The 23,174-nt window shown below is 70.5% G+C and carries 20 protein-coding genes; 14 read left to right on the forward strand and 6 right to left on the reverse strand.

Annotation, left to right across the window (positions count from 1 at the left end; all coding sequences use genetic code 11):
- Positions 1–11: 11 nt before the first annotated feature.
- Positions 12–1,376 (reverse strand): MFS transporter, encoded by a 1,365-nt coding sequence (locus OG395_RS10430; protein WP_327242629.1) that lies wholly within the window; start codon positions 1,374–1,376, stop codon positions 12–14.
- 301 nt (positions 1,377–1,677) lie between these two features.
- Here OG395_RS10430 and OG395_RS10435 point away from each other — a divergent pair, with 301 nt between their 5' ends.
- Genes OG395_RS10435 through OG395_RS10485 form a run of 11 tightly spaced genes read left to right on the forward strand, consistent with a single transcriptional unit; the run spans position 1,678 to position 11,688 of the window.
- On the forward strand, positions 1,678–3,162 hold the full coding sequence (locus OG395_RS10435; RefSeq protein WP_327242630.1) for an aldehyde dehydrogenase: 1,485 nt from the start codon (positions 1,678–1,680) through the stop codon (positions 3,160–3,162).
- A 31-nt stretch (positions 3,163–3,193) separates the two neighbouring features.
- Entirely contained in the window at positions 3,194–4,138 is a 945-nt protein-coding gene (locus OG395_RS10440; RefSeq protein ID WP_327242631.1) for a VOC family protein, read from the forward strand.
- A complete protein-coding gene (locus OG395_RS10445; RefSeq protein ID WP_327242632.1) occupies positions 4,135–4,932 on the forward strand; it encodes an aspartate dehydrogenase domain-containing protein in 798 nt (265 codons plus the stop codon). Before OG395_RS10440 ends, OG395_RS10445 begins: the two co-directional genes overlap by 4 nt.
- Positions 4,929–5,717 (forward strand): alpha/beta fold hydrolase, encoded by a 789-nt coding sequence (locus tag OG395_RS10450; protein WP_327242633.1) that lies wholly within the window; start codon positions 4,929–4,931, stop codon positions 5,715–5,717. The genes OG395_RS10445 and OG395_RS10450 overlap by 4 nt, the downstream gene beginning before the upstream one ends.
- Positions 5,718–5,729: 12 nt before the next feature.
- Complete coding sequence (locus OG395_RS10455) at positions 5,730–6,251, forward strand: cupin domain-containing protein (RefSeq protein ID WP_327242634.1); 522 nt, start codon at positions 5,730–5,732, stop codon at positions 6,249–6,251.
- The gene (locus OG395_RS10460) at positions 6,244–6,999 is read left to right on the forward strand and encodes an SDR family oxidoreductase (protein ID WP_327242635.1); all 756 of its coding nucleotides are present in this window, start codon (positions 6,244–6,246) and stop codon (positions 6,997–6,999) included. Before OG395_RS10455 ends, OG395_RS10460 begins: the two co-directional genes overlap by 8 nt.
- A gap of 19 nt (positions 7,000–7,018) precedes the next feature.
- A complete protein-coding gene (locus OG395_RS10465) occupies positions 7,019–7,807 on the forward strand; it encodes an SDR family oxidoreductase (RefSeq protein WP_327242636.1) in 789 nt (262 codons plus the stop codon).
- Between the two features lie 9 nt (positions 7,808–7,816).
- The gene (locus tag OG395_RS10470; protein ID WP_327242637.1) at positions 7,817–9,442 is read left to right on the forward strand and encodes a thiamine pyrophosphate-binding protein; all 1,626 of its coding nucleotides are present in this window, start codon (positions 7,817–7,819) and stop codon (positions 9,440–9,442) included.
- Positions 9,443–9,479: 37 nt separating this feature from the next.
- Positions 9,480–10,415, forward strand: a complete 936-nt coding sequence (locus tag OG395_RS10475; RefSeq protein WP_327242638.1) for a PDR/VanB family oxidoreductase — start codon at positions 9,480–9,482, stop codon at positions 10,413–10,415.
- A gap of 29 nt (positions 10,416–10,444) precedes the next feature.
- Entirely contained in the window at positions 10,445–10,669 is a 225-nt protein-coding gene (locus tag OG395_RS10480) for a recombinase-like helix-turn-helix domain-containing protein (protein WP_327242639.1), read from the forward strand.
- Between the two features lie 2 nt (positions 10,670–10,671).
- Entirely contained in the window at positions 10,672–11,688 is a 1,017-nt protein-coding gene (locus tag OG395_RS10485; protein ID WP_327242640.1) for an aromatic ring-hydroxylating dioxygenase subunit alpha, read from the forward strand.
- 97 nt (positions 11,689–11,785) lie between these two features.
- Here the strand turns inward: OG395_RS10485 and OG395_RS10490 are convergent, their stop codons facing one another.
- Together OG395_RS10490 and OG395_RS10495 are read right to left on the reverse strand one after the other, a co-directional pair.
- Entirely contained in the window at positions 11,786–12,616 is an 831-nt protein-coding gene (locus tag OG395_RS10490) for a phosphotransferase (RefSeq protein WP_327242641.1), read from the reverse strand.
- A 29-nt stretch (positions 12,617–12,645) separates the two neighbouring features.
- On the reverse strand, positions 12,646–12,873 hold the full coding sequence (locus tag OG395_RS10495) for a hypothetical protein (RefSeq protein ID WP_327242642.1): 228 nt from the start codon (positions 12,871–12,873) through the stop codon (positions 12,646–12,648).
- Positions 12,874–13,174: 301 nt separating this feature from the next.
- Between OG395_RS10495 and OG395_RS10500 the strand changes: the two genes are divergently transcribed.
- Positions 13,175–13,795 carry an L-threonylcarbamoyladenylate synthase gene (locus tag OG395_RS10500; RefSeq protein WP_327242643.1) on the forward strand — a complete coding sequence of 207 codons (621 nt, stop codon included), beginning with the start codon at positions 13,175–13,177 and terminating at the stop codon, positions 13,793–13,795.
- 163 nt (positions 13,796–13,958) lie between these two features.
- Here OG395_RS10500 and OG395_RS10505 read toward each other — a convergent pair whose 3' ends face one another.
- A complete protein-coding gene (locus OG395_RS10505; RefSeq protein ID WP_327242644.1) occupies positions 13,959–15,404 on the reverse strand; it encodes a purine-cytosine permease family protein in 1,446 nt (481 codons plus the stop codon).
- Positions 15,405–15,473: 69 nt separating this feature from the next.
- On the opposite strand from OG395_RS10505, the gene OG395_RS10510 reads away from it, so the two are divergent.
- Together OG395_RS10510 and OG395_RS10515 are read left to right on the forward strand one after the other, a co-directional pair.
- Complete coding sequence (locus OG395_RS10510) at positions 15,474–16,190, forward strand: TetR/AcrR family transcriptional regulator (protein ID WP_327242645.1); 717 nt, start codon at positions 15,474–15,476, stop codon at positions 16,188–16,190.
- 21 nt (positions 16,191–16,211) lie between these two features.
- Entirely contained in the window at positions 16,212–17,873 is a 1,662-nt protein-coding gene (locus OG395_RS10515) for an amidohydrolase (RefSeq protein WP_327242646.1), read from the forward strand.
- 211 nt (positions 17,874–18,084) lie between these two features.
- Here OG395_RS10515 and OG395_RS10520 read toward each other — a convergent pair whose 3' ends face one another.
- Both OG395_RS10520 and OG395_RS10525 read right to left on the reverse strand, forming a co-directional pair.
- A complete protein-coding gene (locus OG395_RS10520) occupies positions 18,085–21,819 on the reverse strand; it encodes a S8 family serine peptidase (protein WP_327242647.1) in 3,735 nt (1,244 codons plus the stop codon).
- 348 nt (positions 21,820–22,167) lie between these two features.
- Positions 22,168–23,112, reverse strand: coding sequence for a helix-turn-helix domain-containing protein (locus OG395_RS10525; protein ID WP_327242648.1), 945 nt, complete (start codon positions 23,110–23,112; stop codon positions 22,168–22,170).
- Positions 23,113–23,174: the final 62 nt, after the last annotated feature.

Raw genomic sequence — 23,174 nt, forward strand, 5'->3', positions numbered from 1 at the left:
CCGATCGCGTGTCAGGCGTTGAGCTCCTCCAGCGTCCTGCCCTTGGTCTCGACGGCGAACCACGCGATCACGGCGCCCACCGCGGCCACCACGGCGAGCTGCGCGAAGACGATGGCCAGACTGCCGCCCGCGCCGATGATCGCGCCGACGGTCACCGGACCGAGGATGACACCGAACCGGTTCCACAGACCGCCGAACGCGGCGCCCTTGGCCCGGTTGAACGTGGGGTACAGCTCGGGCGAGTACAGGTAGAGACCCGCGTTGATCGCGTACAGGAAGAAGGTCGTGCACGAGGCGAAGACGGCGACCTGACCGCCCGAGGTCGCACCGGCCAGTGCGAGGACGCCCAGCGAGAGCACGGTGCCGACGAGCGCGCCGACCAGCGCGGGCCTGCGGCCGATGCGGTCGATCAGCAGGGCCACGACGAGCGTGCCGAGCAGGCCGGTGACGTTGCTGAGCAGGGTGTAGACGAGCGCGGTGGTCAGATCCAGCCCGAACTGCTTCGTGTACAGCGACGGCAGCCAGGTGGAGATGCCGTGGTTGACGTAGTACGCGACGAACCACAGGCCCGACAGCACGGCCGTCCGCCGAAGATAGCGCCCCCGGAACAGGTCGCTCAGCCGGCCCTGGGAGGTCTCGTCGGGCAGCGTCGCGGCGGGTGCGGGCAGCGGCTCGGCAGTGGCCTGGGCGACTTCCGCCTCGATACGGGCGAGAGCCTCCTCCGCTTCCTCCGTGCGGCCACGGGACAGCAGCCAGCGCGGGGACTCGGTGACATGGCGGGGCAACAGGGCGGCGATCAGCACCGGGAGGGTGCCGACGACGAACATCGCACGCCAGCCGAAGTTGGGGACCACCCATACGGCGACCAGGGTGGCCACCGCGAGTCCCGCCGGGAAGATCATCTCGTACAACAGGACGAAGCGGCCCCGCTTGTCGGAGCGGGCGATCTCATTGATGTAGGTGGCCGCGACGGGCACGACACCGCCGATGCCGAGCCCCTGGACGAACCGGAAGAGCGAGAAGGTCTCGATGCTGCCGGAGAAGGCGACGGCGAGGCTGGCGAGACCGGTGACGGCGACGCCGAGGGCGACAGTGCGCACGCGGCCGATCTGGTCACCCATCCAGCCGGCGGCCAGTGCCCCGAGCAGCATGCCGATGGAGGCGGAGGTCACGGCGAAGGTGGCCTGCCCGGTGGTCAGGTGCCATTCCTTCATCAGGACGGGCAGTGCGGAGGCGGCCAACAGCTGGTCGAACGCCTCGAAGAAGGTGACGGCGCCGATCAGGAATCGGACCTTGACGTGCCAGCGCGAGTGCGGCAGTCGTTCAAGTCTCGCGGCTATGGAGCCAAGGGCTGGCTTGCCGGCCACAGTCGTCATGGAGGGGGTCCTTCCGCGGACAGAGGAGTTGCGGAGACAGTAGGGTCCCGTATCTAAGCGGTCAATGGTTAAGGGCTTAGAAATCTGACGGCCATCCACTCGTCGACCATCCTCGCCGCCACAGATCCCATGCTCAAGGCCCCCTCGATATCGATTTCAACTCGGGCCTTGCGCAGAGAAAGTTAAGCCCTTAGATTTCTAGCACTTCGACAGTGCAGGCAACCCAGTCGCTCCGGTCTCGCGCCGAGCGCATCCGCACCCGAAGTCCCCTCATTCCGTCGCCTCGCCCGGAGGTTCTCCCGTGCCGCACTTCCCCACCGACATCCTGATCGCGGGCCAGTGGCGACGCGGTGCGGGCGAGCCCGTCGACACCGTCGACCCGGCGACCGGCCGCATTGTCGCCACCGTCCACTCCGCATCGGCGGACGAGGTCGCCGAAGCGGCCGAGGCCGCGGCGAAGGCAGCTGCGGACCCCGCCTGGCGGGACCTGCTCCCCCACGAGCGCGCCCGGCTGCTGCACCGGATCGCCGAGCTGACCGAAGAGGCTGCCGACGAGCTCTCGGCCCTGCAGACCGCCGACACCGGCAAGACCCTCACCGAGACCCGGGCCCTCGCACTCAGCGCGGCAGGCACCTTCCACTACATGGCGGCCGCCCTGGAGACGGCGGAGGACTCCGTCACCCCGTCCCGCGGCCCGTACATCACGATGAGCGTGTTCGAACCGATCGGCGTCGTCGGCGCGATCAACCCCTGGAACTCCCCCGTCGCCAGCGACGCGCAGAAGATCGCTCCCGCGCTCGCGGCCGGGAACGCGATCCTTCTCAAGCCCGCGGCCTGGACCCCCCTGGTCTCCCTCGCCCTCGGCCGTCTGATCACCCGGGCGCTCGACGAGTTCGGGCTGCCCACAGCCCTGCTGTCGGTGCTGCCCGGCAGCGGCCGGGTGGTCGGGGACGCCCTCGTACGCCATCCCCTCGTCGCCCGCATCGGATTCACCGGCGGCACGGAGACCGGGCGGTCCATCGCCGCGGTCGCGGCGGAGAAGCTCGTCCCCGCCTCGCTGGAGCTGGGCGGCAAGTCGCCGACGATCGTGCGCGCCGACGCGGAGGTCGAACAGGCCCTGGCAGGCGTGCTGTTCGGGATCTTCTCGTCCAGCGGCCAGTCCTGCATCGCCGGTTCCCGGCTCTTCGTGGCCCGCGAGATCTACGACTCCTTCGTCGGCGAACTCGTCGACCGGGTCCGCAAGTTGCGCGTCGGCCCCGGCACCGAATTGAGCACCCAGGTCGGCCCGCTCGTGCACCACCGCCACCGCGACTCCGTCGCCGCCTATGTGGACCTCGCCCGCTCCGAAGGCGCGCGGGTGCTGTGCGGCGGGTCCGCCCCCGAGGGTGAGCGGTACCAGGACGGCGCGTACTACCTGCCGACCGTCCTCGACGGGCTGCCGAACACCTCCCGCACCTGCCAGGAGGAGATCTTCGGACCCGTGCTGGTCGCTCTGCCCTACGACGACGAGGACGATCTGGTCCGCCAGGCCAACGACTCTGTCTACGGGCTGGCCTGCGGCATCTGGACCCGCGACCTGCGGGCCGCGTGGCGGATCGCCCGCCGTATCGAGGCCGGCACCGTCTGGATCAACACGTACAAGCAGTTCAGCGCCTCCACCCCGTTCAGCGGGTGGAAGGACAGTGGCCTCGGTACGGAGAAGGGCCGCGACGCGATCCGCGCCTACCAGCGCCAGAAGTCCCTGTACTGGGGCACCTCCGACCTCCCGCTCCCCTGGGCCAACTGACCCGGCACGCCTGCCCGTCTTGGAGAGACTCATGCACCAACCACCGCCCGGTCCGATCGCCCGGCTCCGATCCCTGCGCTACGTCGAGCTACACACGCCGGCCTTCACCGAGGCCGCCGACTTCTACGAGGAGGTCTGGGGCCTTCGGACCGTCGAGTCCGACACCGGCGCCCGCTGGCTGCGCGGCACGGGCGACGAACACCACGTGCTCCATCTGACCGAGCGGGAGCGGGTCGGCCTCGGCCGGATCGCGTTCGCCGTCGCGACCCCCGCCGAGGTCGACGAGGCCGCCCGGCGCCTCGAAGCACGCTCCATCGTTCCCGTCTTCGGGCCCGGCCCGCTGGAACAGGCGGGCGGCGGCTACGGGTTGCGGTTCACCGACCCCGAGGGGCGCCTCATCGAGATCAGCGCCCAGGTCGAGGCAGTCGTCCCGCGCGGCCGGGACGGCGCCGTGCCCGTCGGGGTCACGCACGCCGTGCTCAACACCACCGACATCGACGCCGCCGTCGCCTTCTACTGCGATGTGCTCGGTCTGCGCGTCTCCGACTGGTCCGAGCACCAGATGGCGTTCCTGCGCTGCAACGCCGACCACCACTGCATCGCCTTCAACCAGGCCGAGTGGACCTCGCTCAACCATGTGGCGTACGAGATGACCTCGGTCGACCACTTCATGCGGGGCCTCGGCCGGCTGCGCCACCACGGCATCACCCCCCAGTGGGGCCCCGGCCGGCACGGTCCCGGGAACAACACCTTCTCCTACTTCACCGACCCGTCGGGGCTGGTCTGCGAGTACACGTCCGAGGTCGCCCAGATCGTCGAGGACGCCTGGATCGCCCGGGTGTGGCGGCGGGTGCCCGACCTGTCCGACCTGTGGGGCACGGCCGGTCCGCCGTCGAAGGAGATCCGCTGCCACATGGCGGGCGCGCCGGACCCCGGCCCGCTCGCTCCCCTCGACGTCCAGGAGGCAACCGTATGAGCACCGTACGCAAGGTCGGCGTGGTCGGCTGGGGTGCGATCGGCCGGGTCGTCGGCAGCGCCCTCGCCGATGGGCAGGTGGGCGGCGCCGAGCTGGTGTGCGTCGTCGACAACCGTCCCCTCGGTGACGCCGCGCCCGCGCGTCAGGTCACCTTCGAGGAGGCCCTGGAACTCTGCGACCTGATCGTCGAGGCCGCGGGCCAGGGCGTCGTGCGGGAGTGGGGAGAGCGGGTGCTGGCCTCCGGCACCGATCTGCTGATCGCCAGCAGCGGGGCGCTGACCGACGACGAGCTGGCGAAGCGGCTGCTCGCGGCGGGGCCGGGCCGGGTGTACTTCACGGGCGGCGCCGTCGGCGGTCTCGACCTGCTCCAGGCGGCACGCTCGCTCGGCCCGCTGGACGAGGTGCGCCTGACCACCACCAAGCTGCCGTCGACCCTCGAACAGCCTTGGATGGATGAGGAGTTGCTGACCCGGATGCGGACGGCAACCGGACCGGTCGAGGTCATGTCCGGCACCGCCCGCGAGGTTCCGGTGAAGTTCCCCAAGTCGACGAACGTGGCCGCGTCGGTCGCGCTGGCCGTCGGCGACCTGGACGCTGTGCGGGTCCAGGTCGTCGCCGACCCGGCGGCGCACCACACCCGGCATGTGATCGAGGCGTCCGGCCCGCACGGTGCGTACCGCTTCGAGGTGGCGCACCTGCCCGACCCGGGCAATCCGGCAACCAGCCAGGTCGTGCCGTACGCGGTGCTGCGCAGCCTCGCGGCGCTCGCCGGACGGACGGGGCAGATCCTTTGAGCGGCCGCGTCGACGTCCATGTGGAGGAGGCCGGTGACCGGGGTCCGCTGCTGCTGTGCCTGCACGGCATCGGCTCGTCGTCAGCCGCGTTCGCCCCGCAGCTCGCTGAACTCTCCTCGTACGTAAGGGTCGTGGCGTGGGACGCCCCGGGCTACGCCAAGTCCCCCGACCCCGAGGAGCCGCCCACCCTCGACGACTTCGCGGACACGGCGGCCGCCCTCATCCGCGAGCGTGCCACGAACGCGCATGTGCTCGGCGTCTCCTGGGGCGGTGTGATCGCGCTGCGGCTCGCCGCCCGCCACCCGGAGCTCGTCGCCTCACTGATCGTCGCCGACTCCAGTCCCGGCTCGGGCACGGACGAAGCGAAGGCCAAGAGCATGCGGGCGAGGGCGGGCGAGCTGGCCGAGCTCGGCGCGCACGCCTTCGCCGAGGCGCGCGGACCCCGGCTGGTGTCGCCGGGCGCTCCGGACCCTCTGGTGCGCCGGGTCGTGCGGACCATGGCGGAATCGGTACGGCTGCCGGGTTACGCGTACGCCGCCGAGTCCATGGCCACGGCCGATCTGCGCGCCGAACTCCCCTCGATCACCGCGCCCACGCTCGTGCTCTGCGGCGACCAGGACATGGTCACCGGCATCGAGGCGAGCCAGGCCATCGCCGGGGCCATCCACAGAACCGCCTACGTGATCGTCAAGGACGCCGGTCACCTGGCCAACCAGGAGCAGCCCGGGCACTTCAACGCCTGGGTGCTCTCCCACCTCCGCATCACCGCATCCATTCCCGAATAGGAGCTGTTCCCCATGCCTCTGACCACCACCGAGTACGACAACGGCGGCGACCTCGCCGCGTACACCGACTCCCTCATCGCCACCAAGAGCTCCCGCGTGGCGGACTTCGACACCCTCTCCTTCCAGGAGAAGGCCGGCCCGCAGTACCGCCGCGGCCAGATCCGCTATGTCGGTTCCGGCGCCACCGGCAACCACGAGAGCGACAGCCGCATCATCCCGTCCGGCGGTTTCACGTTCTCCAACATGCTGCTGCCGCCCGGCGCCGAGGGCCCGGCCCACACCCACCACGACGTCGAGGAGGCGTTCTTCGTCCTGGAGGGCGAGGTCAAGGTCGGCATCCACCGCGGCCCGAACGAGGCCGAGTACCGTACCCTCGGCTACCGCGACATGATCGTCGTCCCGGCCGGCGTGACCCGGTCGCTCAAGAACGAGGGCGACACCGACGCCCTGTTCTGCGTCGTCATCGGCACGCAGAAGCCGCAGGTGCCGACCTACCCCGAGTACTCGCCGATGCACGGCGTCACCCGTGGCTGACCAGCCTCCGGCCGACGCACGCACCGTCGTCGTCACCGGCGCGGGCCGTGGCCTGGGACTGGCCATGGCCCGCCGGGCGGGCGCCGACGGCTTCCGGGTCGTCGTCGCCGAACTGGAACAGGAGCGGGGCGAGCACGCTGTCGCGGAGCTGCGTGCGGAGGGCTTCGACGCACACTTCGTACGCTGCGACGTCGCCGACCCCGCCTCGGTGGACGCGCTGGCCGACGCCGTGCGCGAGCTGGGCACGCTGTACGGCCTGGTCAACAACGCGGCGCTCGCCAACGGCGTGGGCGGCAAGGAGTTCCAGGACATCGACGTCGAGGTGTGGGACCGGCTGATGACGGTCAACGCCCGCAGCCCGTGGCTGGTGTCGAAGACGCTGTATCCGCTCTTCGCAGGCCCTGGCCGCATCGTCAACATCGCCTCGGACGCCGCACTGTACGGATCCCCGCGCCTGGCCCACTACATCGCCTCCAAGGGCGCGGTCATCGCGCTGACCCGGGCCATGGCCCGCGAGCTCGGCGACAGGGGGATCACCGTGAACGCGGTCGCCCCCGGGCTCACCGAGTGCGAGGCGACCGAGACCGTGCCCGCCGAGCGGCACGACCTCTACCGCATGAACCGGGCCATCTCCCGGCCGCAGCAGCCCGACGACCTCACGGGGATCGTCTCCTTCCTGCTCGGCGAGGAGTCCCGCTACCTGACCGGCCAGGTGATCGCCGTCAACGGCGGCTTCACCATGAACTGAACTGTAGGAGAAACGAGTTATGGATCTGGGCCTCGCCGACCGCACCATCGTGGTCACCGGCGGCAGCTCGGGCGTCGGCCTGGCCACGGTCCGCGCCCTCCTCGACGAAGGTGCCCGTGTCGCCACCTGCGGCCGCGACGCCGACCGGCTGGCCAAGGTGGTCGCCCGGCTCGGCGCCGGACGTGACCGCCTGCTGACCGGCGTGTGCGACGTACGGGACGCCGATGCGGTGCACGGCTTCGTCCGTCGCACCGCCGAGGAGTTCGGCGGCATCGACGGACTCGTCAACAACGCCGGACAGTCCCGGATGAAGGGTCTCGACGACTCCACCGCCGAGGACTGGCGCGACGAGCTGGAGCTGAAGTTCGCCGGGGTGCTGAACCCACTGCAGGCGGCTCGCCCGTATCTCGCCGCCTCCGGCGCGGCGAGCATCGTCAACATCAACGCGGTGCTCGCCAAGCAACCGGAGACCCGGCTGATCACGACGAGCGCCGCCCGCGCCGGCATCCTCAATCTCTCCAAGTCCCTGTCGGCCGAACTGGCCGGCGACGGCATCCGGGTCAATTCCGTCTGTCTGGGACTCATCGACACCGGCCAGTGGACCCGACGCCACGCGGCCGCGGACTCCGGCATGACCTACGAGGACTGGCAGGCGGAACTGGCCGCCGACCGGGGCATCGCGCTGGGCCGCCTCGGCCGGGCCGAGGAAGTCGCGTACGCGGTCGTCGCCCTGCTCTCACCCCTCGCCTCGTACATCACCGGCACCAGCATCGACGTCTGCGGCGGAGTCGGCCGCTCCATCCTCTGAGGAGACACCATGCGTTACGACAACGGAGGCGATCTCCTCGTCGCCGTCCTCCGCGAACTCGGCATCGACACCGTCTTCGGCATCGTCAGCGTGCACAACCTGCCGCTCGTCGAGGCCGTCGACCGCGAACTGCGGTTCGTCCCCGTCCGGCACGAGGCATCCGCCGTGAACGCCGCCGACGCCTACGGGCGGGCCCGCGGCACCCTCGGCTGCGCACTGACCTCGACCGGCACGGGGGCGGGCAACGCAGCCGGATCACTGATCGAGTCCCTGAGTGCGGGCAGCTCCGTGCTGCACATCACCGGCCAGGTGGAGAGCGAATTCCTGGGCAGCGGCCGGGGCTTCATCCACGAGACCAAGGACCAGCTCGGCATGCTGACCGCCGTCTCGGCGTACGCGGCGAGTGTGCCGGACGCGGAGCAGGCGGGACGGATCCTGCGCGAGGCGGCCCACGCCACGCTGACCGCGCCGGGCGGTCCGGCAAGCGTGGAGTGGCCGATCGACCTCCAGTACGCGACGCAGACCGACGAACCCGCCGAGCTCCCCGCGCCCGCCGTCCCCGCTCCCGCGGCGAGCGAGCTGGCTGCCGCCGGAGCCCTCCTGGCCTCGGCGCGCCGCCCGCTGATCTGGGCCGGTGGCGGCGCCGTCGCCGCCCGCGGCGAACTGGTCCGGCTGCTGGAGGCGACCGGAGCGGGACTGCTCACGTCGAACTCCGGGCGCGGAGCAGTGCCCGAGGACCACGAGCAGGTCATCGGCAACTTCGCCACCACCCCCGCGGTGCGTGCGCTGCTCGCCGACGCGGACGTACTGCTCACGATCGGCACGCACTTCCGCTCGAACGAGACCGCCGACTACACGCTGAAGCTCCCCGGAGCGCACATCCAGGTGGACATCGACGAGGCCGCGCTCGGCCGCGTGTACCCGGCCACCCACGCCCTGCACGGCGATGCGGCCGCCGCTCTGACCGGTCTGCTGCCGCACGCCCGGCCCGCCGAGTCCGGCTGGGCGGACCGCGTCGCCGCCGTACGCACCGAGGTGCGGGCGACCCTGCACGACAGCATCGGCCCACAGGCCGCGATCTGCGACGCGATCCGCGCCGCGCTTCCCCGCGAAGCGGTCGTGGCGCGCGACGTCACCATTCCGTCCAGCAGCTGGGGCAACCGACTGCTGGAGATGTACGACCCGTGCGACAACGTCTTCCCGCGCGGCGGAGGCATCGGGCAGGGGCTCGGCATGGGCATCGGCGCGGCGCTCGCCCGGCCCGACACGCCCACCGTCGTGATCGCCGGCGACGGCGGACTCGCCGTCCACCTCGGCGAACTCCTCACCCTCGCCCAGGAGCGGCCCCGCCTGACGCTGATCGTCTTCAACGACGGCGGCTACGGCGTACTGCGCAACATGCAGGACCGTTACGGCGAGCGCCGGTCCGGGGTGGACCTGGTCACCCCCGACTTCGAACTGCTGGCACGCGCCTGTGGGCTGCCGTATCTGCGGATCGCCGCCGAGGAGCACGCCGCACCGGTGCTCGACGAGGCCGTCGCCTCGGGCGGACCGACCCTCGTCGAGGTCGATCTGACGGCACTGGGCCCGATGAAGAACCCGTTCACCCCACCCGTGAGGATCCCGGGCCAGTAGCCCGGCCCCCGTACTGCCGGTAAGGAGGCAACAGGCCATGAGCGATAACTCGCTGCAGCTGATCGTCCGTCGTATGACGTGGGAGGCCGAAGGCGTACTGTCCGTCGAACTGACCCACCCCGACGGCAAACCCCTTCCCGCCTGGACGCCCGGCGCGCACCTCGATGTCCATGTCGGCGGCCAGGTACGCCAGTACAGCCTGTGCGGCGACCCGCACACGCCGGACGTCTACCGCATCGGCGTGCTCAACGAACCCGCCTCGCGCGGCGGTTCGCGATACGTGCACACACAGTTGCGCCCCGGGCAGCCGGTCACGGTCTCCGAACCGCGCAACCGCTTCGCGCTGGAGGACGCCGACGCCTATGTGTTCGTCGCCGGTGGCATCGGGATCACCCCGCTGCTGGCGATGGCCCGGGAGGCCGCCCGCGGGGGAACCTCGTGGCGGATGGTCTACGGCGGCAGGGGCCGGGCCTCGATGGCGTTCACCTCGGAACTCGCCGCGCTCGGCGGTGACATCACACTCGTCCCGCAGGACGAGCTGGGCCACATCGACCTCGACACCGCGCTCGCTGAGCTGCCCGACGGCACGCTGGTGTACTCCTGCGGCCCCGAACCGCTGCTCACGGCCGTCGAGGAGCGCTGCCCCCAGGACCGGCTGCGCCTGGAGCGGTTCGCCGCACCGGTCGTGGAACGCACCGGTGACGACGAGGCGTTCGAGGTCGAGTGCCGCACCTCCGGGGTGACGGTCACGGTCGGCGCGGACATCTCGATCCTCGACGCCGTGGAGAGCGCCGGGCTGAGCGTGCAGAGCTCGTGCCGCGACGGGATCTGCGGGTCCTGCGAGACCCGGGTGCTCGACGGCACCCCCGACCACCGCGACTTCCTGCTCAGCGAGGCCGAACACGCCGCCGGCGCCACGATGATGATCTGCGTCTCGCGGTGTGCCTCCGGCCGACTCGTCCTCGACCTGTGACCCCTTCCCCCGCACTTTCAGGAGACACCGTGACCGACACCTGGCCGTACCTGGACGTCCACCAGTCCCGTACGCACGAGCCGACCCCGTACGAGTACAAGCTCGCCGCGACCCTCGAGGACGTCTTCACCAAGGAGGGCCACGAGCTGACCGACGTGGTCCGCGGGCTCAACGCCCGTCAGGTCCACGCCGCCGACGGCACACCGTGGACCGAGGAATCCTTCCGCGCCGAGATGAACCGACTGGGAGCCTGACCATGACGCTGTCGTCCTCCGCCACCGCGGACCACATCTACGCCACCGGTCTGCGCAACCAGTGGCACGCCGTCGTGCCCTCGCACTTCGTCGCCCCGGGCGCGATGCGCAAGGTGACCGCGCTCGGGGAGCAGTGGCTGCTGTTCCGCCGCTCCGACGGCACCCTGTCGATGCTCGCGGACCGCTGCCCGCACCGCGGCGCGCCGCTCTCGCTCGGCAAGCACCTCGGTGACCGGGTCGCCTGCTGGTACCACGGCGTCGAGGTCCAGACCGACGGCACGGTCTCCTCCGTCCCCGGACTGCCCGGCTGCAGCCTGGAGGGCAAGAAGCTGGTCGCCTCGCTGCCGGTGCGCGAGGTCGCGGGCGCGATCCTCGCCTACTTCGGTGACGAGGAGCACCCCGAGCCGGCCGCGCTGACGCTGCCCGAGCCGCTGACGGACCCCGGGGTGGACGCGTTCCTGTGCTACGCCGAATGGAACGTGCCGTGGCGGTACGCCGTGGAGAACCTGCTCGACCCGATGCACGGTGCGTTTCTGCACCACGAGTCACACACGATGTTCGACGGAGACACGACAGCCAAGTTCCGCATCCGGGAGACCGCTCGCGGCTACTTCTTCGAGAAGACCGACCAGCGCGGCGTCAACTTCGACTGGGTGGAACTGTGCCGCACCGGCGTGGACTGGGTCGACCTGTCCATCCCGTACCCGCCGTCGGCCGGCCCCGGCGGACCGTTCGGCATCGTGGGCATGGTCTGCCCGGTGGACGAACAGCGCACGGGCGTCTTCTTCTGGCGCTACCGCCGCGTCGAGGACTGGCAGCGCGCGTCCTGGCGCTTCCTGTACAAGACCCTGGTCGAGAAGCGCCATTGGGAGGTCCTGGAGCAGGACCGCGTGATGCTGGAGGCCATGCCGACGGACGCCGACCAGCGGGAGAACCTGTACCAGCACGACCTGGGCGTGGTCCGGCTGCGTCGGCTGTACCGCGCGGAGGCGGAGGCCCAGTCGTCGGCGGGCGCCTGAAAAGGACGGTCCTGGCGACGGCCCCGGTGCATTGGCCTCGCTGCCGTCGCACATGACGCGTGGCCGCAGGACTGCGCTCCCGGGGACCTGAGCGGTGTCACCCGACGATCCACCGCGCAACGCGGTCGCCGACCCGGGTGAAGCGCCGCATCTCGTCCGCCGGAACCACTCCCTCGGGCCCTGGCGGAACGGCCAGGGCCACGAGCCGGAAGATGAGTGCTCTTACCAGCATCTGGAGTCCGTCGGCACCAGGAACAGCAGACTCCACCAACTCCCGGTCCTCGTCGTAGTACAGAAGACCGTCGGCTGCCACAATCGCATCGGCATACGACACCGGACGCCAGTACGGCGAGAAGTCGATCACAGCCGGTGCCAGACCGGGCGCGAACAACACGTTGCCCGTGAGATCACCGTGGACCAGTTGGCTGGGCGCTTCGACCGGCTGCAGCAACGCGCAGAGTCCGCGCAGCGGCTCGCGCACGTCCGGCGGCACTGCGACTGTCGTCTCGCCCCACGCCACTCGGTCGGCGACGGCCCAGCGATGCTGCTCGCGATCGAGCCCGTCAGGGCGCGAGACGGTCCGCAGAGCCCGGTGGAAGGCCCTTCCAGCCACCAGGAGTTCGTCCCACCTCCCCGCAGGGCCCGACTCCCCCGCAACGAACTCGGAGGCCATCCAGCCATCGACCACGTATCCACCCGCCGCCGACCGCAGCGGGCGTGGCACGCGGAACCCCTCGTCTCCCTGAACTCCGGCGAACAGCTCCGCAGCCCATTCGACGCCTTCGGCGCTGCCTGCCGGCTTCAGGACAGCGCCGTCGGCGAAGACGCTCTGCCCCTGGCCGCCGGCCAACAGCACAGGCGGCCCCGTCAGACCGAAAGCAGCAAGCACGCGAGGATGAGGCAGCAACTCGGGCGTCACATCAGTCACGTCGAGCATCGTGCCGGACATGCCTCACCTCACGCATGCCGGTTTCGGCCGGAGGCGGCTATTCGGTACGCAGAGGGGGTCGCCGTAGCGGTCCGAGCCGCCCAGCCGGCAGGGAGCATCGCACCAGCCACGGCGATGACCGGTCCGCCCAGGATCAGCGGAGTGAGGACGGGCAGGTGGTAGATCTCCATGTCGTCGGCCGGGGTGATGGTGCCGGCCGCCCGGCTGTCCGGCGTTGGATGTTGACGGGGTAACACACGGGTTCCTCCCGTTCCACCTGGAACACATTGACGGTATAGCCGTCAACGATGAGCAGACGACCTGCCCGGGTCTCGTCCGCAGGCGCCCGCGGATCGGCTGCGGCGAACGTACGCGCACGCACGCGTGGACGGACCGGCGCCTGGTGCCGGATGGCGAGCGTACGCAGCCGGACTCGGGAGAAGTCCGTTCGTTCGTCCGCTTCGCGGCCCGGGCCAGGACCGGGGGATCAATCGCTCCTCGCCCTTGTCCGCGCCTCAATGCCTCACCATGGCAGTCCGGATCACATAAGCTCCAAGAATGGCGAAGTACTTCGACGTGCACCCCGAAAATCCTCAGCGGCGCACCATCAGCACGGTGGCTGACATCATCCGCTCCGGTGCGCTCGTCGCGTACCCGACGGACTCCTGCTACGCACTGGGATGCCAGCTGGGCAACCGAGACGGCATCGGCCGGATCCGTTCGATCCGGAACCTCGACGATCGTCACCACTTCACCCTCGTGTGCCAGGACTTCGCGCAGCTGGGTCAGTTCGTACACGTCGACAACGACGTGTTCCGCGCGATCAAGGCAGCCACGCCCGGGAGCTACACCTTCATCCTCCCGGCGACGAAGGAGGTGCCGCGTCAGCTGCTGCACCCGAAGAAGAAGACGGTGGGAGTCCGTATTCCCGACCATGTGGTCACCCAGGCCCTGGTCTCCGAGCTGGGTGAGCCGCTGCTCTCCAGCACCCTGCTCCTGCCCGACGAGGACGAGCCGATGACACAGGGCTGGGAGATCAAGGAGCGGCTCGACCACGAGGTGGACGCGGTGGTCGACTCGGGTGACTGCGGCACCGAACCGACGACGGTCATCGACTTCTCCGAAGGCGAGGCCATCATCGTGCGCCGAGGAGCAGGAGACACCACCCGGTTCGAATAGACACCAACGGCCTGACCACGTGCGAGGCATGGGCCCGCGTGCCTGGCTCGGACGCCGCCCCCGGGGCGGTCGGGCCCGGGACGTGTCCGGCCGCTCATGCTGCTCGCCGGAGTGCGCGGGGGTCGAGGATCCACGTGAGGAAAGGACCCCCTCGGCCGTCGGCTCATGCCCGCATCTCCGTGCCGGGCGCGCAGCGGGAGCGTCGCATCATGACCGCGTAGACCGCCGACGCCACGGTGATGCCGACAGGCAGAGCGAGGTCGACTCCGTCCAGGGCGCGGGCGAGCGGGCCGGCGTAGACGGTGTTCACGCAGAGGGCCGCCGCTGCGGTGCCTGCCGTGAGCGCGAGGGCGCCCGCCCAGTTGACGCCGGCGGTGAACCAGAACGGGCTGTCGGGGGTCTCGTCCGTCAGCCCGGGGCCGTCATAGCGGTTGCGGCGCAGCAGGATGTCAGTGGCGTAGATGGCCATGCTCGGGCCGAGCAGGACGACGGTCAGCTGGAGGACGTTGCTGACCGTGTCGAGGAAGTTGGACACGAGCAGCGCGTACAGGGTCAGGGCGACACCGACGACTCCGTCGACGATGACGCTGAGGGAGCGGCGGATACGCACGCCGACGGCCTGGAGGGCGAGGCCGGAGCTGTAGGCGGTCATGGCGTTGATGGCGATCGTCCCCAGCACCAGAGCGAGCAGGAAAACGGGGGTGAACCAGGCGGGCAGGATCGTCTCCAGCGCGGTCTGCGGATCGGTCATGTCGACCGCGGTCGCGGCGAACGCGCCCAGTGCGGTGACGACGACACTGGGCAGGAAGCCGCCGAGCGCGGTCCAGCCCACGATCGCCTTCGGGGATGTCGCCCGGGGAAGGTAGCGGGAGAAGTCGGCACTGTTGGTGTACGAGAGCGGGCCCGAGGCGATGAGGGTGACGCCGCCCGCGAGAGCCGCCCACAGGCTGCCGCCGGTCAGCGGCTCGGCCGGCTCGTAGCCGAAGTCCGCGTGCCCGAACACGCTGAAGGCCACGACAGCGAACGCCGCGGTGAGGACCACGGTGATCGGGAGGTAGAGCTTCAGAATCGTGGCATGGCCGTAGACGCTGATGGCCAGCGTGAGCGCGGCAATACCCACGACGACAGCGGTCTTGACGCCCGTGTTCGGCGTGATGCCGGCCTTCTCGACGAGAGAGAAGGCGGCGAGCGCGGCCGCCGCCAGGTTGAGGGCGATGTAACAGATACAGATCACCCAGCCGGTGACCGCGATGTTCACCCGGTTGCCGCGGACGCCGAACATCGCGCGCATGATCACTTCGCTCGGCGTCCCCGAGGCCGGTCCCGAGACGGCCAGCAGGCCGACCGGCACCCAGAAGAGGTTGCCCACCACGATCACGGTGAGGGCCTGCAAGAGGCTCAGGCCCATGAGTATCAGCGCGCCGCCGACCACCAGGCTCAGGTAGTTGACGTTCGCCGCCGCCCAGACGGCGAACAGGTCCCGCGCACGTCCGTGGCGTTCCCGCTCGGGAATGTGGTCGATGCCGTGGACCTCGATGCGGCGCGCCCGGTCCGAGGACGGCAGTCCGTCGTCAGCGCCTGTGTTCGGGTCGGAAATCGTGGAAGCCATTGAGCCCTCCGAGTGCTGGGCGTACCCACCTGCTTGCTTATTGGTCGCACACTCAATAACATCGCGGGTATGCCGTCAAGCGTCCAGCGCAAACGAATTCGAAAATCACCGGCGGACCGACGTGCGGAAATCGTCGACGCGGCCGCCACCGTCGCCCTCGCAGAAGGGCTGGAGTGCATCACTCTGCGACGGATCGGCGAAGAGCTCGACGTCCGCCCGGGGCTGATCAGTCACTACTTCCCAGCGGTGGAAGACCTCGTCGGCGAGGCATTCGGCAGCGCCGCGAGCGCCGAACTCGACCGCCTCGTCCCGGCGGAGAGGCGTGACGGCACCGCCATCCAGTACCTCGCACGCTTCTTCGCTCACGCAACGGGAGAGGCGTACGACGACGTCAGCCGGCTCTGGATCAACGCCCGGCACCTGAGCCGCTACCGGCCCGTCCTGCGGGACCGGGTCGGCACACAGGAGGAGGCCTGGCGCGGACGGCTCGAAGGCCTCATCCGTGAGGGTGTCGCGCGGGGCGAGTTCCGCACGGACGACCTCTATGTGACGACCATTCAGATCCTGGTGGTGATCGACGGCCTCGGTGCCCACGCGAACACCGACACCAGCAACCGTCCGCCCGCGGTGATGCGCATGGCCGTCGCCATCGCGGAACGCGAACTCGGCCTGCCGAGCGGCATGCTCACCCGCCTCGCCGACGAACTCGGCACGGACCCGGTCGGCGCGCCCGCGGCGGCCGGCGACGACCTTCCAGCTGCCGGGCAGCCGGCCGACCCGACCTGACCAGCCCTTCAAGGAGCCACAGTGCGCACCCTCCCCCAAGCTCTCGACTTCGCTCGAGCAGGGCGGGACCCCCTTGTCCTGCTCTCAGCCCGGCTGCTCGACCCGGTCACCGGCGAACTGCTGCCGGACACCGCCCTGGCCGTGTCCGGAGGGCGTATCGCCGCCCTCGGTGACGACCGGCGGATACGTTCGCTGGCAGACTCCTCGACCACGGTGATCGACCTGAAAGGGGCCGTGGTGACTCCCGGCCTGGTCGACGGGCATCTTCACCCGGTCTCCGGGGCCGAACTGACCCAGGGACTGGACCTGTCGGGCTGCGCCGGCCTGGAGGAGGTGCGCGAAGCCCTGGCCCGTGAGGTCCGGACCCTCGCGCCCGGAGCCTGGCTGCACGGGTGGGGTCTGGACCCGAACGTCTTCGGGGACCGGCCCATCGAGGCTGCCGCCCTCGCCCCCGTACTGGACGACGTTCCGGCCCTCCTCCAGCTCTTCGATGCCCATTCCATGCTGGCCAGCCCCCGCGCGCTCGAACTCGCCGGCGTCGACGGGCCGCGCAGGTTCGATCAGGCCGCCGAGGTCGTCTGCGACGAGGCGGGCCGGCCGACGGGCCTGCTGCTTGAGGACGCCGCCTGCGAACTCGTGGAGCGCGCGGCCCCCCAGCCCACGCACGCGGAGCGCCGGGCCCGCCTCGCCGCCGCGCTGCGGAGCATGGCCGCCGCCGGTCTCACCGGCGGTCACGCCATGGACGCCAACGGCGACAGCCTCGCGCTCTACACCGACCTCGACGCGGCCGGCGAGCTGCCGCTGCGGCTGCGGGTCGCGCCCTGGTGCCAGCCCGGTACCGACGCCGACGCGTTGCGCGCCCTCATCGAGGAGCAGGGCACCGGGGGCGGGCTCTGGCGCAACGAGGGCGTCAAGCTCTTCATGGACGGCACCATCGACAACGGCACCGCCTGGCTGGAACGCCCCGACTGCCACGGCGAGTCCACGCACGCCTTCTGGCCCGACCCCGATGCCTACACCCGCATCGTCGGCGAGCTCCACCGGGCCGGGGTCCCCACCGCGACCCACGCCATCGGTGACGCGGCCGTCCGGCACGTCCTCGACTCCGTCGACAAGGCCCTGGCCGCGGGCGATCGCGTGGTTCGGCACCGGATCGAGCACATCGAGACCGTGCCCGACGACACCCTGCGCCGCTTCGCCGAGCTCGGCGTCGTGGCCTCCATGCAGCCCACCCACTGCTGCGACTTCACCCGGGCCGACCACACCGACAACTGGTCCCGCCGCCTCGGCGAGGAGCGCGCCTCCCGCGCCTGGCGCTGTCGCGATCTCTGGGACTCCGGCGCCACCGTCGTCCTCGGCTCCGACTGGCCGATCGCTCCCTATCCCCCGCTGGCCGTCATGGCGGGAGCCCGCCACCGCCGCCCCAGCCGCGATCTCACCCAGCCTCCGCACGGCCCCGACCAGGCACTGACCGCCCTGGAAGCCCTCCAGTCCATGACCATCAACCCGGCCTACGCGGCGGGCGAGGAACACGAGGCCGGCCGGCTCGCCGTCGGCAACCGCGCCGACCTCACGGTCTTCGCGGACAACCCCCTCACCACTCCCGCCACCGATCTGCCCGAACTCCCTGTGGTGCTCACGGTCCTCGACGGTCGGCCCACCCATCGCGACCCGACCCTCTGATCCGTCATGCCGGCTGACGCGCGGCCGGCGGTCCTGGAGGCCGGTTTCGCAGGCCCGGACTACGCGGCACGGGAACGTCGGCCGGCCGCACGGGCGTCGGTCTGCGCACAGCTGACCACGGCAGCGAGGGCTGCCGCGGTCAGCTCCATGTGCTCAGCACACGCGGCAGGTGGGAGCCGTGCCGCCGACTGCGCGGCTCCCACCCCGTCGGCTACTTCCGCACACCCACTGCTCGGATGATCTCCTGCTTGACCGAGCCGCCCTTGTCGTCGGCGGCCGAGGCCCGCACGGAGATGTACCGCGCGTCGTCCGGCACCTGCACCGAGCCGACCCAGGCGGCGGACTTGCCACGTACGCCATCGAGTTCGACGGATGTCCACGTCGCGCCGTCGTCGAAGGAGACCTCCAGCGTGGAGCCGGTGATCCTCCCGGTGTCCGGCGCGCCCTTGACGTACTCGGAGAAGATCCCGAAATCGAGACGCTTTCCGGCCCGCACATCACCGTGCAGGTCGGTGTCGACATCGAACCCGAGGTTGAGCATCGGCAGATACGTCCACCGGTCGGCCGGCGTGGCGGACGACTTGAAGGTCCATTCGGAGTGGCCCTTCGTGGCGAGCCGCCAGACCTCCGGGTCCAGGGTGGTGTCGGTGACGACCTTGAAGTCCTGCTCGGTCGGCTTGACGTTCCGGGCGTACGCCCCCGAGCTGCGCTTGCGGTCGACCCGCACCCCGTCCACGTACACCTCGGTGAACTGAGTCATCGAGCTCTCGTTATACACATCGCCGAAGCCGGTGTGGTCCGGTCCCGAGTCGCCCCAGCCCGGCGTGTTGAACTGCAGGTAGTTGCCCGCGCGCTGCTGGCCCCAGCCGAGGCCGGTACCCAGCCACGGGTGCCAGACAGGCTTGAACCAGTCCGTCCCGGAGCGGGTGCCGCCGCGGTAGTGCACGACGCCGCTGCGCTCCTCGAGGGCGCCCGGGCCGTTGGACATGGACTCGTGCCAGTCCTCGCCAGGGCCGGAGCTGATGTAGTCGGTGCGCTCCGCGGGGAACTTGATCTTCTCCTGGAATCCGATGCCGTAGGGGAAGCTGTCGGTGATCGAGTAGCGGAACTCGCCGCCGTCGGCGGCCTTCGTCGCGTGGAACTTGTTCTTGACGACGGCCAGTTCGCTCCTGTCCGGCCGGTACGTCAGATCGGCGGGGATCGCCCCCGGGTATCCCTCGGTGAGGTCGTAGACAAACGGGGTGAACTGAGTACCAGTCAGGTCCACGCCCCGGCCGAGCCGGGCGGCCTCGATCAGCCGCGCCCCGTCCTCCGCGTTCACCGTCGCGATGTACAGCGGACGTGTCGCCCCGCCGGCCCCGCTGAAGTTGGCCATCAGCCGCCCGGGAACCTCGTCGGTGACAAACAGGGCCTTGGCACCCGCGTCCTGCGCGTTCTGGGCCAGCTCGGCGGGCGTGATCGCGTCGGTGCGGCGCACGACGACCGCGTCGCCCGTCACGTCCTTGCCGGCGTAGTCGGTGGGGCTTCCAGTGCCCGCGTCCACCAGGGACATTCGCTTCCGCCCGGTGAACAGATCCGATCCGTACTGGACGGCCGTCTCGCCGAGCTGCCGGCCGCCTGCTTCGACATCGAGTTGCGGCTTGCCGAGCCGCCAGACGGTCCGGTACTCGAAGGTGCCTGTGGCGGGCTTGCGGGTCGGCGCGGCGAAGATGCTGTCGTACTTCGGCGGGACCTGCACGGCCGGCGCGAAGGACTCGCCGTTCGCGGACCGGTTGAACTTCATGATCAGCTGACGGGTCTCGGTCCGCTGGTCCACCTCGGCCCGGATCTCCCGCAACTTCGTTCCGTCGAGGGTGACTTCGCGATCGCGGTCCATGGTGACCTCGGGCTCGGTGAGCAGACCGAGGCCGAGCGAGTCCTTGCCCTTGCTGCCACGCACATCGAGGAAGCTGGACAGGGTGTACATGCCCGGCTTCACGCGCAGCTTGAGCGTGCCGGATTCGCCGACCGAGGCCGGGATGACCGACGTGTCCTTGGCCAGCTGCTTTACAGCCACGTATGCGGCGGATGGGGCACCGTCGCGGTCCTTGACGTGGACGGTGAGGTTGTAGCGCTCCTCCTCCTTGGTCAGGCCGAAGGCCGTGTGCGCCACCACTGTGTCGCCGTCCTTGGCGACGATCCGGCCGGAGGTGGCGCCGACGGGCGCGGCGGTGCCGTCACCGGTGACCGTGGTCTGCGCGGTGCCGTGCGCGGGCACGGTGAGGGTGGAGTCGGCGAGGGTGACCACGCCGGTGGGAGCGCCCTCGGCGGTCAACGCCAGGGTGACCGGCCGGTCGGAGGCGTTGGTGTAGGTCAGCGTCTTCGTGACCGGCTTGTTCGCCTCGTAGGGCCAACTGGTGAATCCGAGGTCGGCGCTGCCGGTCGCGGTGATCTGCGCGGCGATCGCGGACGGGACGTCCACGCGGCCCGCACCCACCTCGTACGACGTGCCGCTGATCTGCTTGGACGTGCTCATCAGCCCGTCCTTGAGCTGCTGTCCGCTCCAGTCGGGGTGCTTCTCGGCGAGCAGCGCCGCCACGCCCGCGACGTGCGGGGTGGCCATGGACGTACCGCTCTTCGATGTGTACGGGCCGCTGCCGCTCACGAGCTGCGAGCGGGCCGCGAGGATGTCCACGCCCGGCGCGGACAGGTCAGGCTTCAGCGCGTTGTCGCCGAAACGCGGACCCTGACTGGAGAAGGGGGCACGCCGGTCGGCGGAGTCAACCGCGCCGATCGTCAGTGCGGAGTCGGCTGCGCCGGGGGAGCCGATGCTGCCGGGGTAGCCGGCGTTGCCGGCCGCGATCACGAACAGGGCGCCCGTGTCCTTGGAGAGGGTGTTCACCGCCTGGGCCATCGGGTCGGTGCCGTCGCTGCCCTGCGACGATCCGAGGCTCATGGAGACGATCTTGGCCTGGACGTCCTTGGCCGCCCACTCCATACCGGCGATGATCTGCGATTCGGATCCGAAACCCTGGTCGGTGAGAACCTTGCCGACGGCGAGCGTGGCGCCGGGCGCGACGCCCTTCTCCTTGCCGTCGGACGCGGCACCGCTGCCGCCGACAGTGGAGGAGACATGCGTGCCGTGCCCGTTCCGGTCGGCGACCTCCTGCCCCTCGATGAAGCTCTTGGTCTCGCTCACCCGGTCCTTGAGATCGGGATGGGTCAGGTCCACGCCCGTGTCGAGGACGGCGACCTTGACACCCTTGCCGGTCAGCCCGGCCTCCCAGGCCGCGGGGGTGCCGATCTGGGCGTTGCTGGTCTCCATCGCGGTGTCGACGCGGGCGTCCAGCCAGATCTTTTCGACGCCGCCCGACAGACGCACACGGCCCGAAGTCGCGCTGCGCGCCTCGGAGGTGACGTCCGGTGCGACCGTGCGCCAGAACTCCCCGGACTTCGACGCCTCCAGGGCCGCACCGCCCACGCTCGGCAGACCACGGACCTGGCGGGCTCCGTGGGGCGTCGCGCTGCGGGCGTTCTTCGTGTACGTCACGATGAGCGGGAGGCCGTCGGACGACGGGTCACCGAGCCCCTGCTCGATCAGAGCGGTGACGTCGAAGAGCTCGGCGTCGAGGACGCCCGCCTGGAGGTAGGGCCGGGCCTCGTCAGGTACGACGGTGATCCGGCCGTCGGATATCTCACTGCGAACCGCTCCGGTCGCGCCCTTGGGACGCTCCACGGCGACCGACTTCCGGCCCGCGCCGAGGTCGGTCACGGTCACCTGGTCACCGGTGATCAGGGTGACGGTTCGCGCGGTGCTGGGTGCGTGCACGGGTGATGTGGCACGGTCGGTGCCCGCCCCCGCCGTCCCCGTTGCCCCGGCTGCGACGGCCTGCCCGGCCGGCAGCAGTACGAGCGACACCCCCACTGCGAGCAGCCGGGATCTCCGCCTCGCGGATAATCTGGTCATGGATGACTCTCCTCCACGCACCCGGTGAATGGGTGGTTCCGGGTGCTGCGAAGAGTTTTCGCGGCGGCACCGTGCGTGTCGACCCTTCTGCCCTGGCGGATAGCTGCCTTGGCGGAGACCCGTCAGCGACGGCCGCGGAGCCCGGACTCGCCCTACGGCCTCCCCCACGGCAGGGAGTGGATCAGCGAGCGGCGTCATGCGGCTTCGATTGCAAGGCGGAGGAGGGAGTCGACGCGGAGGGGGCCCCTCCCATGCCTTCAAGGCCATGGGGGAGTCGGTGACTGACGACAACGCGGCAAGCGGAGTCGCAGGGCGTCGGGAGCCCACTCCCTGTCACGGGGGAGGCCGTTACGCCCAGCCGTGGTGGCGTGCGTACCAGCCGAGCTGGATACGGGTGGTCGCCCCGGCCTGGACCATCAGCCCCTGGATGCGCCGCTGCACAGTGCGCGCCGACATGTCCACCTGCGCGGCCACCGCGTGGTCGGTGAGACCGGCGAGCAGGAGACGCAGTATGCGGGTGTCCAGGACATCGATCCCGTGGTGCGGTTCGCCGTAGGGGCGGGCCCGTTCCCACACGGCGTCGAAGAGCGCCTGGGCGACGTTGGCGAGCCCGCCGCGCAGGACGAGACTGGGGTCGACCTCGCTGCCGGAGCCGTGCAGCGGAAGCATCGCCATCTCACCGTCGCAGACGATGAGCTTGAGCGGTACGCCATCGACCGTCCGGATCCGCATGCCCCGGGCGAGGGACTCGTCCACATTGTCGGCCGCGCTCGGTTCGCCCAGGAACGACTGGTCGATGACGGCGCGCACCTGCAGGCCGCGCGACAGCACGGTCGGCTCCTCGGTGTTCTCCGGGCCGACCACCTGGACGTCGCCGGTGACGAACGTGTCGATGGCGTGCCGGGAGGAGAGCTGGAGCTGGAGGTAGCGCTGGCGTACGGCATCCCGCCCCTCGACGACCTCGACGAGATCGCGCTGCGCGCGTCCCATGGATCCGGTCCGGTAGGTCTCGACCAGCTCGGCGAGCGCGAGTTCCGCTCGGTGGAGGCGGATGCGGCGCTCGGTCAGTTCCGTGCCGAGCGCGACCGACGGCGGCGCGGCGACATAATGGCCGCTTCCAGGCTGTCTGTTGACCAGGGCGCGAGCCGCGAGCGAGTTCAATGCGTCCGCGATTTCCGCGTCGGGGACGGCCGCCGCCGCGGCCACCTCGGCGAGCGAGGCCGAGGGCCGCTCGATCAGCACCCTGTATACGGACTCCTCGCAGGGGCCGAGCCCGAGATCTTCCAGTGCCAAAGCCGCCCTCCGGTCCGTTTCCTTCGCCGGATTCTTGCAGCTCGGCCAGGTGCACCCGGCTG

The sequence above is a fragment of the Streptomyces sp. NBC_01320 genome (assembly GCF_035974375.1).
GTDB classification, from domain to species: domain Bacteria; phylum Actinomycetota; class Actinomycetes; order Streptomycetales; family Streptomycetaceae; genus Streptomyces; species Streptomyces yanii.

Excerpts from the sequence above, each read along its gene's own strand:
- OG395_RS10500 (WP_327242643.1), top strand. The coding sequence starts at position 13,175 with ATGGCGAAGTACTTCGACGTGCACCCCGAAAATCCTCAGCGGCGCACC.
- OG395_RS10455 (WP_327242634.1), top strand. The coding sequence starts at position 5,730 with ATGCCTCTGACCACCACCGAGTACGACAACGGCGGCGACCTCGCCGCG.
- OG395_RS10520 (WP_327242647.1), bottom strand. The coding sequence starts at position 21,819 with ATGACCAGATTATCCGCGAGGCGGAGATCCCGGCTGCTCGCAGTGGGG.
- OG395_RS10430 (WP_327242629.1), bottom strand. The coding sequence starts at position 1,376 with ATGACGACTGTGGCCGGCAAGCCAGCCCTTGGCTCCATAGCCGCGAGA.
- OG395_RS10470 (WP_327242637.1), top strand. The coding sequence starts at position 7,817 with ATGCGTTACGACAACGGAGGCGATCTCCTCGTCGCCGTCCTCCGCGAA.
- OG395_RS10510 (WP_327242645.1), top strand. The coding sequence starts at position 15,474 with ATGCCGTCAAGCGTCCAGCGCAAACGAATTCGAAAATCACCGGCGGAC.
- OG395_RS10440 (WP_327242631.1), top strand. The coding sequence starts at position 3,194 with ATGCACCAACCACCGCCCGGTCCGATCGCCCGGCTCCGATCCCTGCGC.
- OG395_RS10465 (WP_327242636.1), top strand. The coding sequence starts at position 7,019 with ATGGATCTGGGCCTCGCCGACCGCACCATCGTGGTCACCGGCGGCAGC.
- OG395_RS10475 (WP_327242638.1), top strand. The coding sequence starts at position 9,480 with ATGAGCGATAACTCGCTGCAGCTGATCGTCCGTCGTATGACGTGGGAG.
- OG395_RS10445 (WP_327242632.1), top strand. The coding sequence starts at position 4,135 with ATGAGCACCGTACGCAAGGTCGGCGTGGTCGGCTGGGGTGCGATCGGC.
- OG395_RS10505 (WP_327242644.1), bottom strand. The coding sequence starts at position 15,404 with ATGGCTTCCACGATTTCCGACCCGAACACAGGCGCTGACGACGGACTG.
- OG395_RS10485 (WP_327242640.1), top strand. The coding sequence starts at position 10,672 with ATGACGCTGTCGTCCTCCGCCACCGCGGACCACATCTACGCCACCGGT.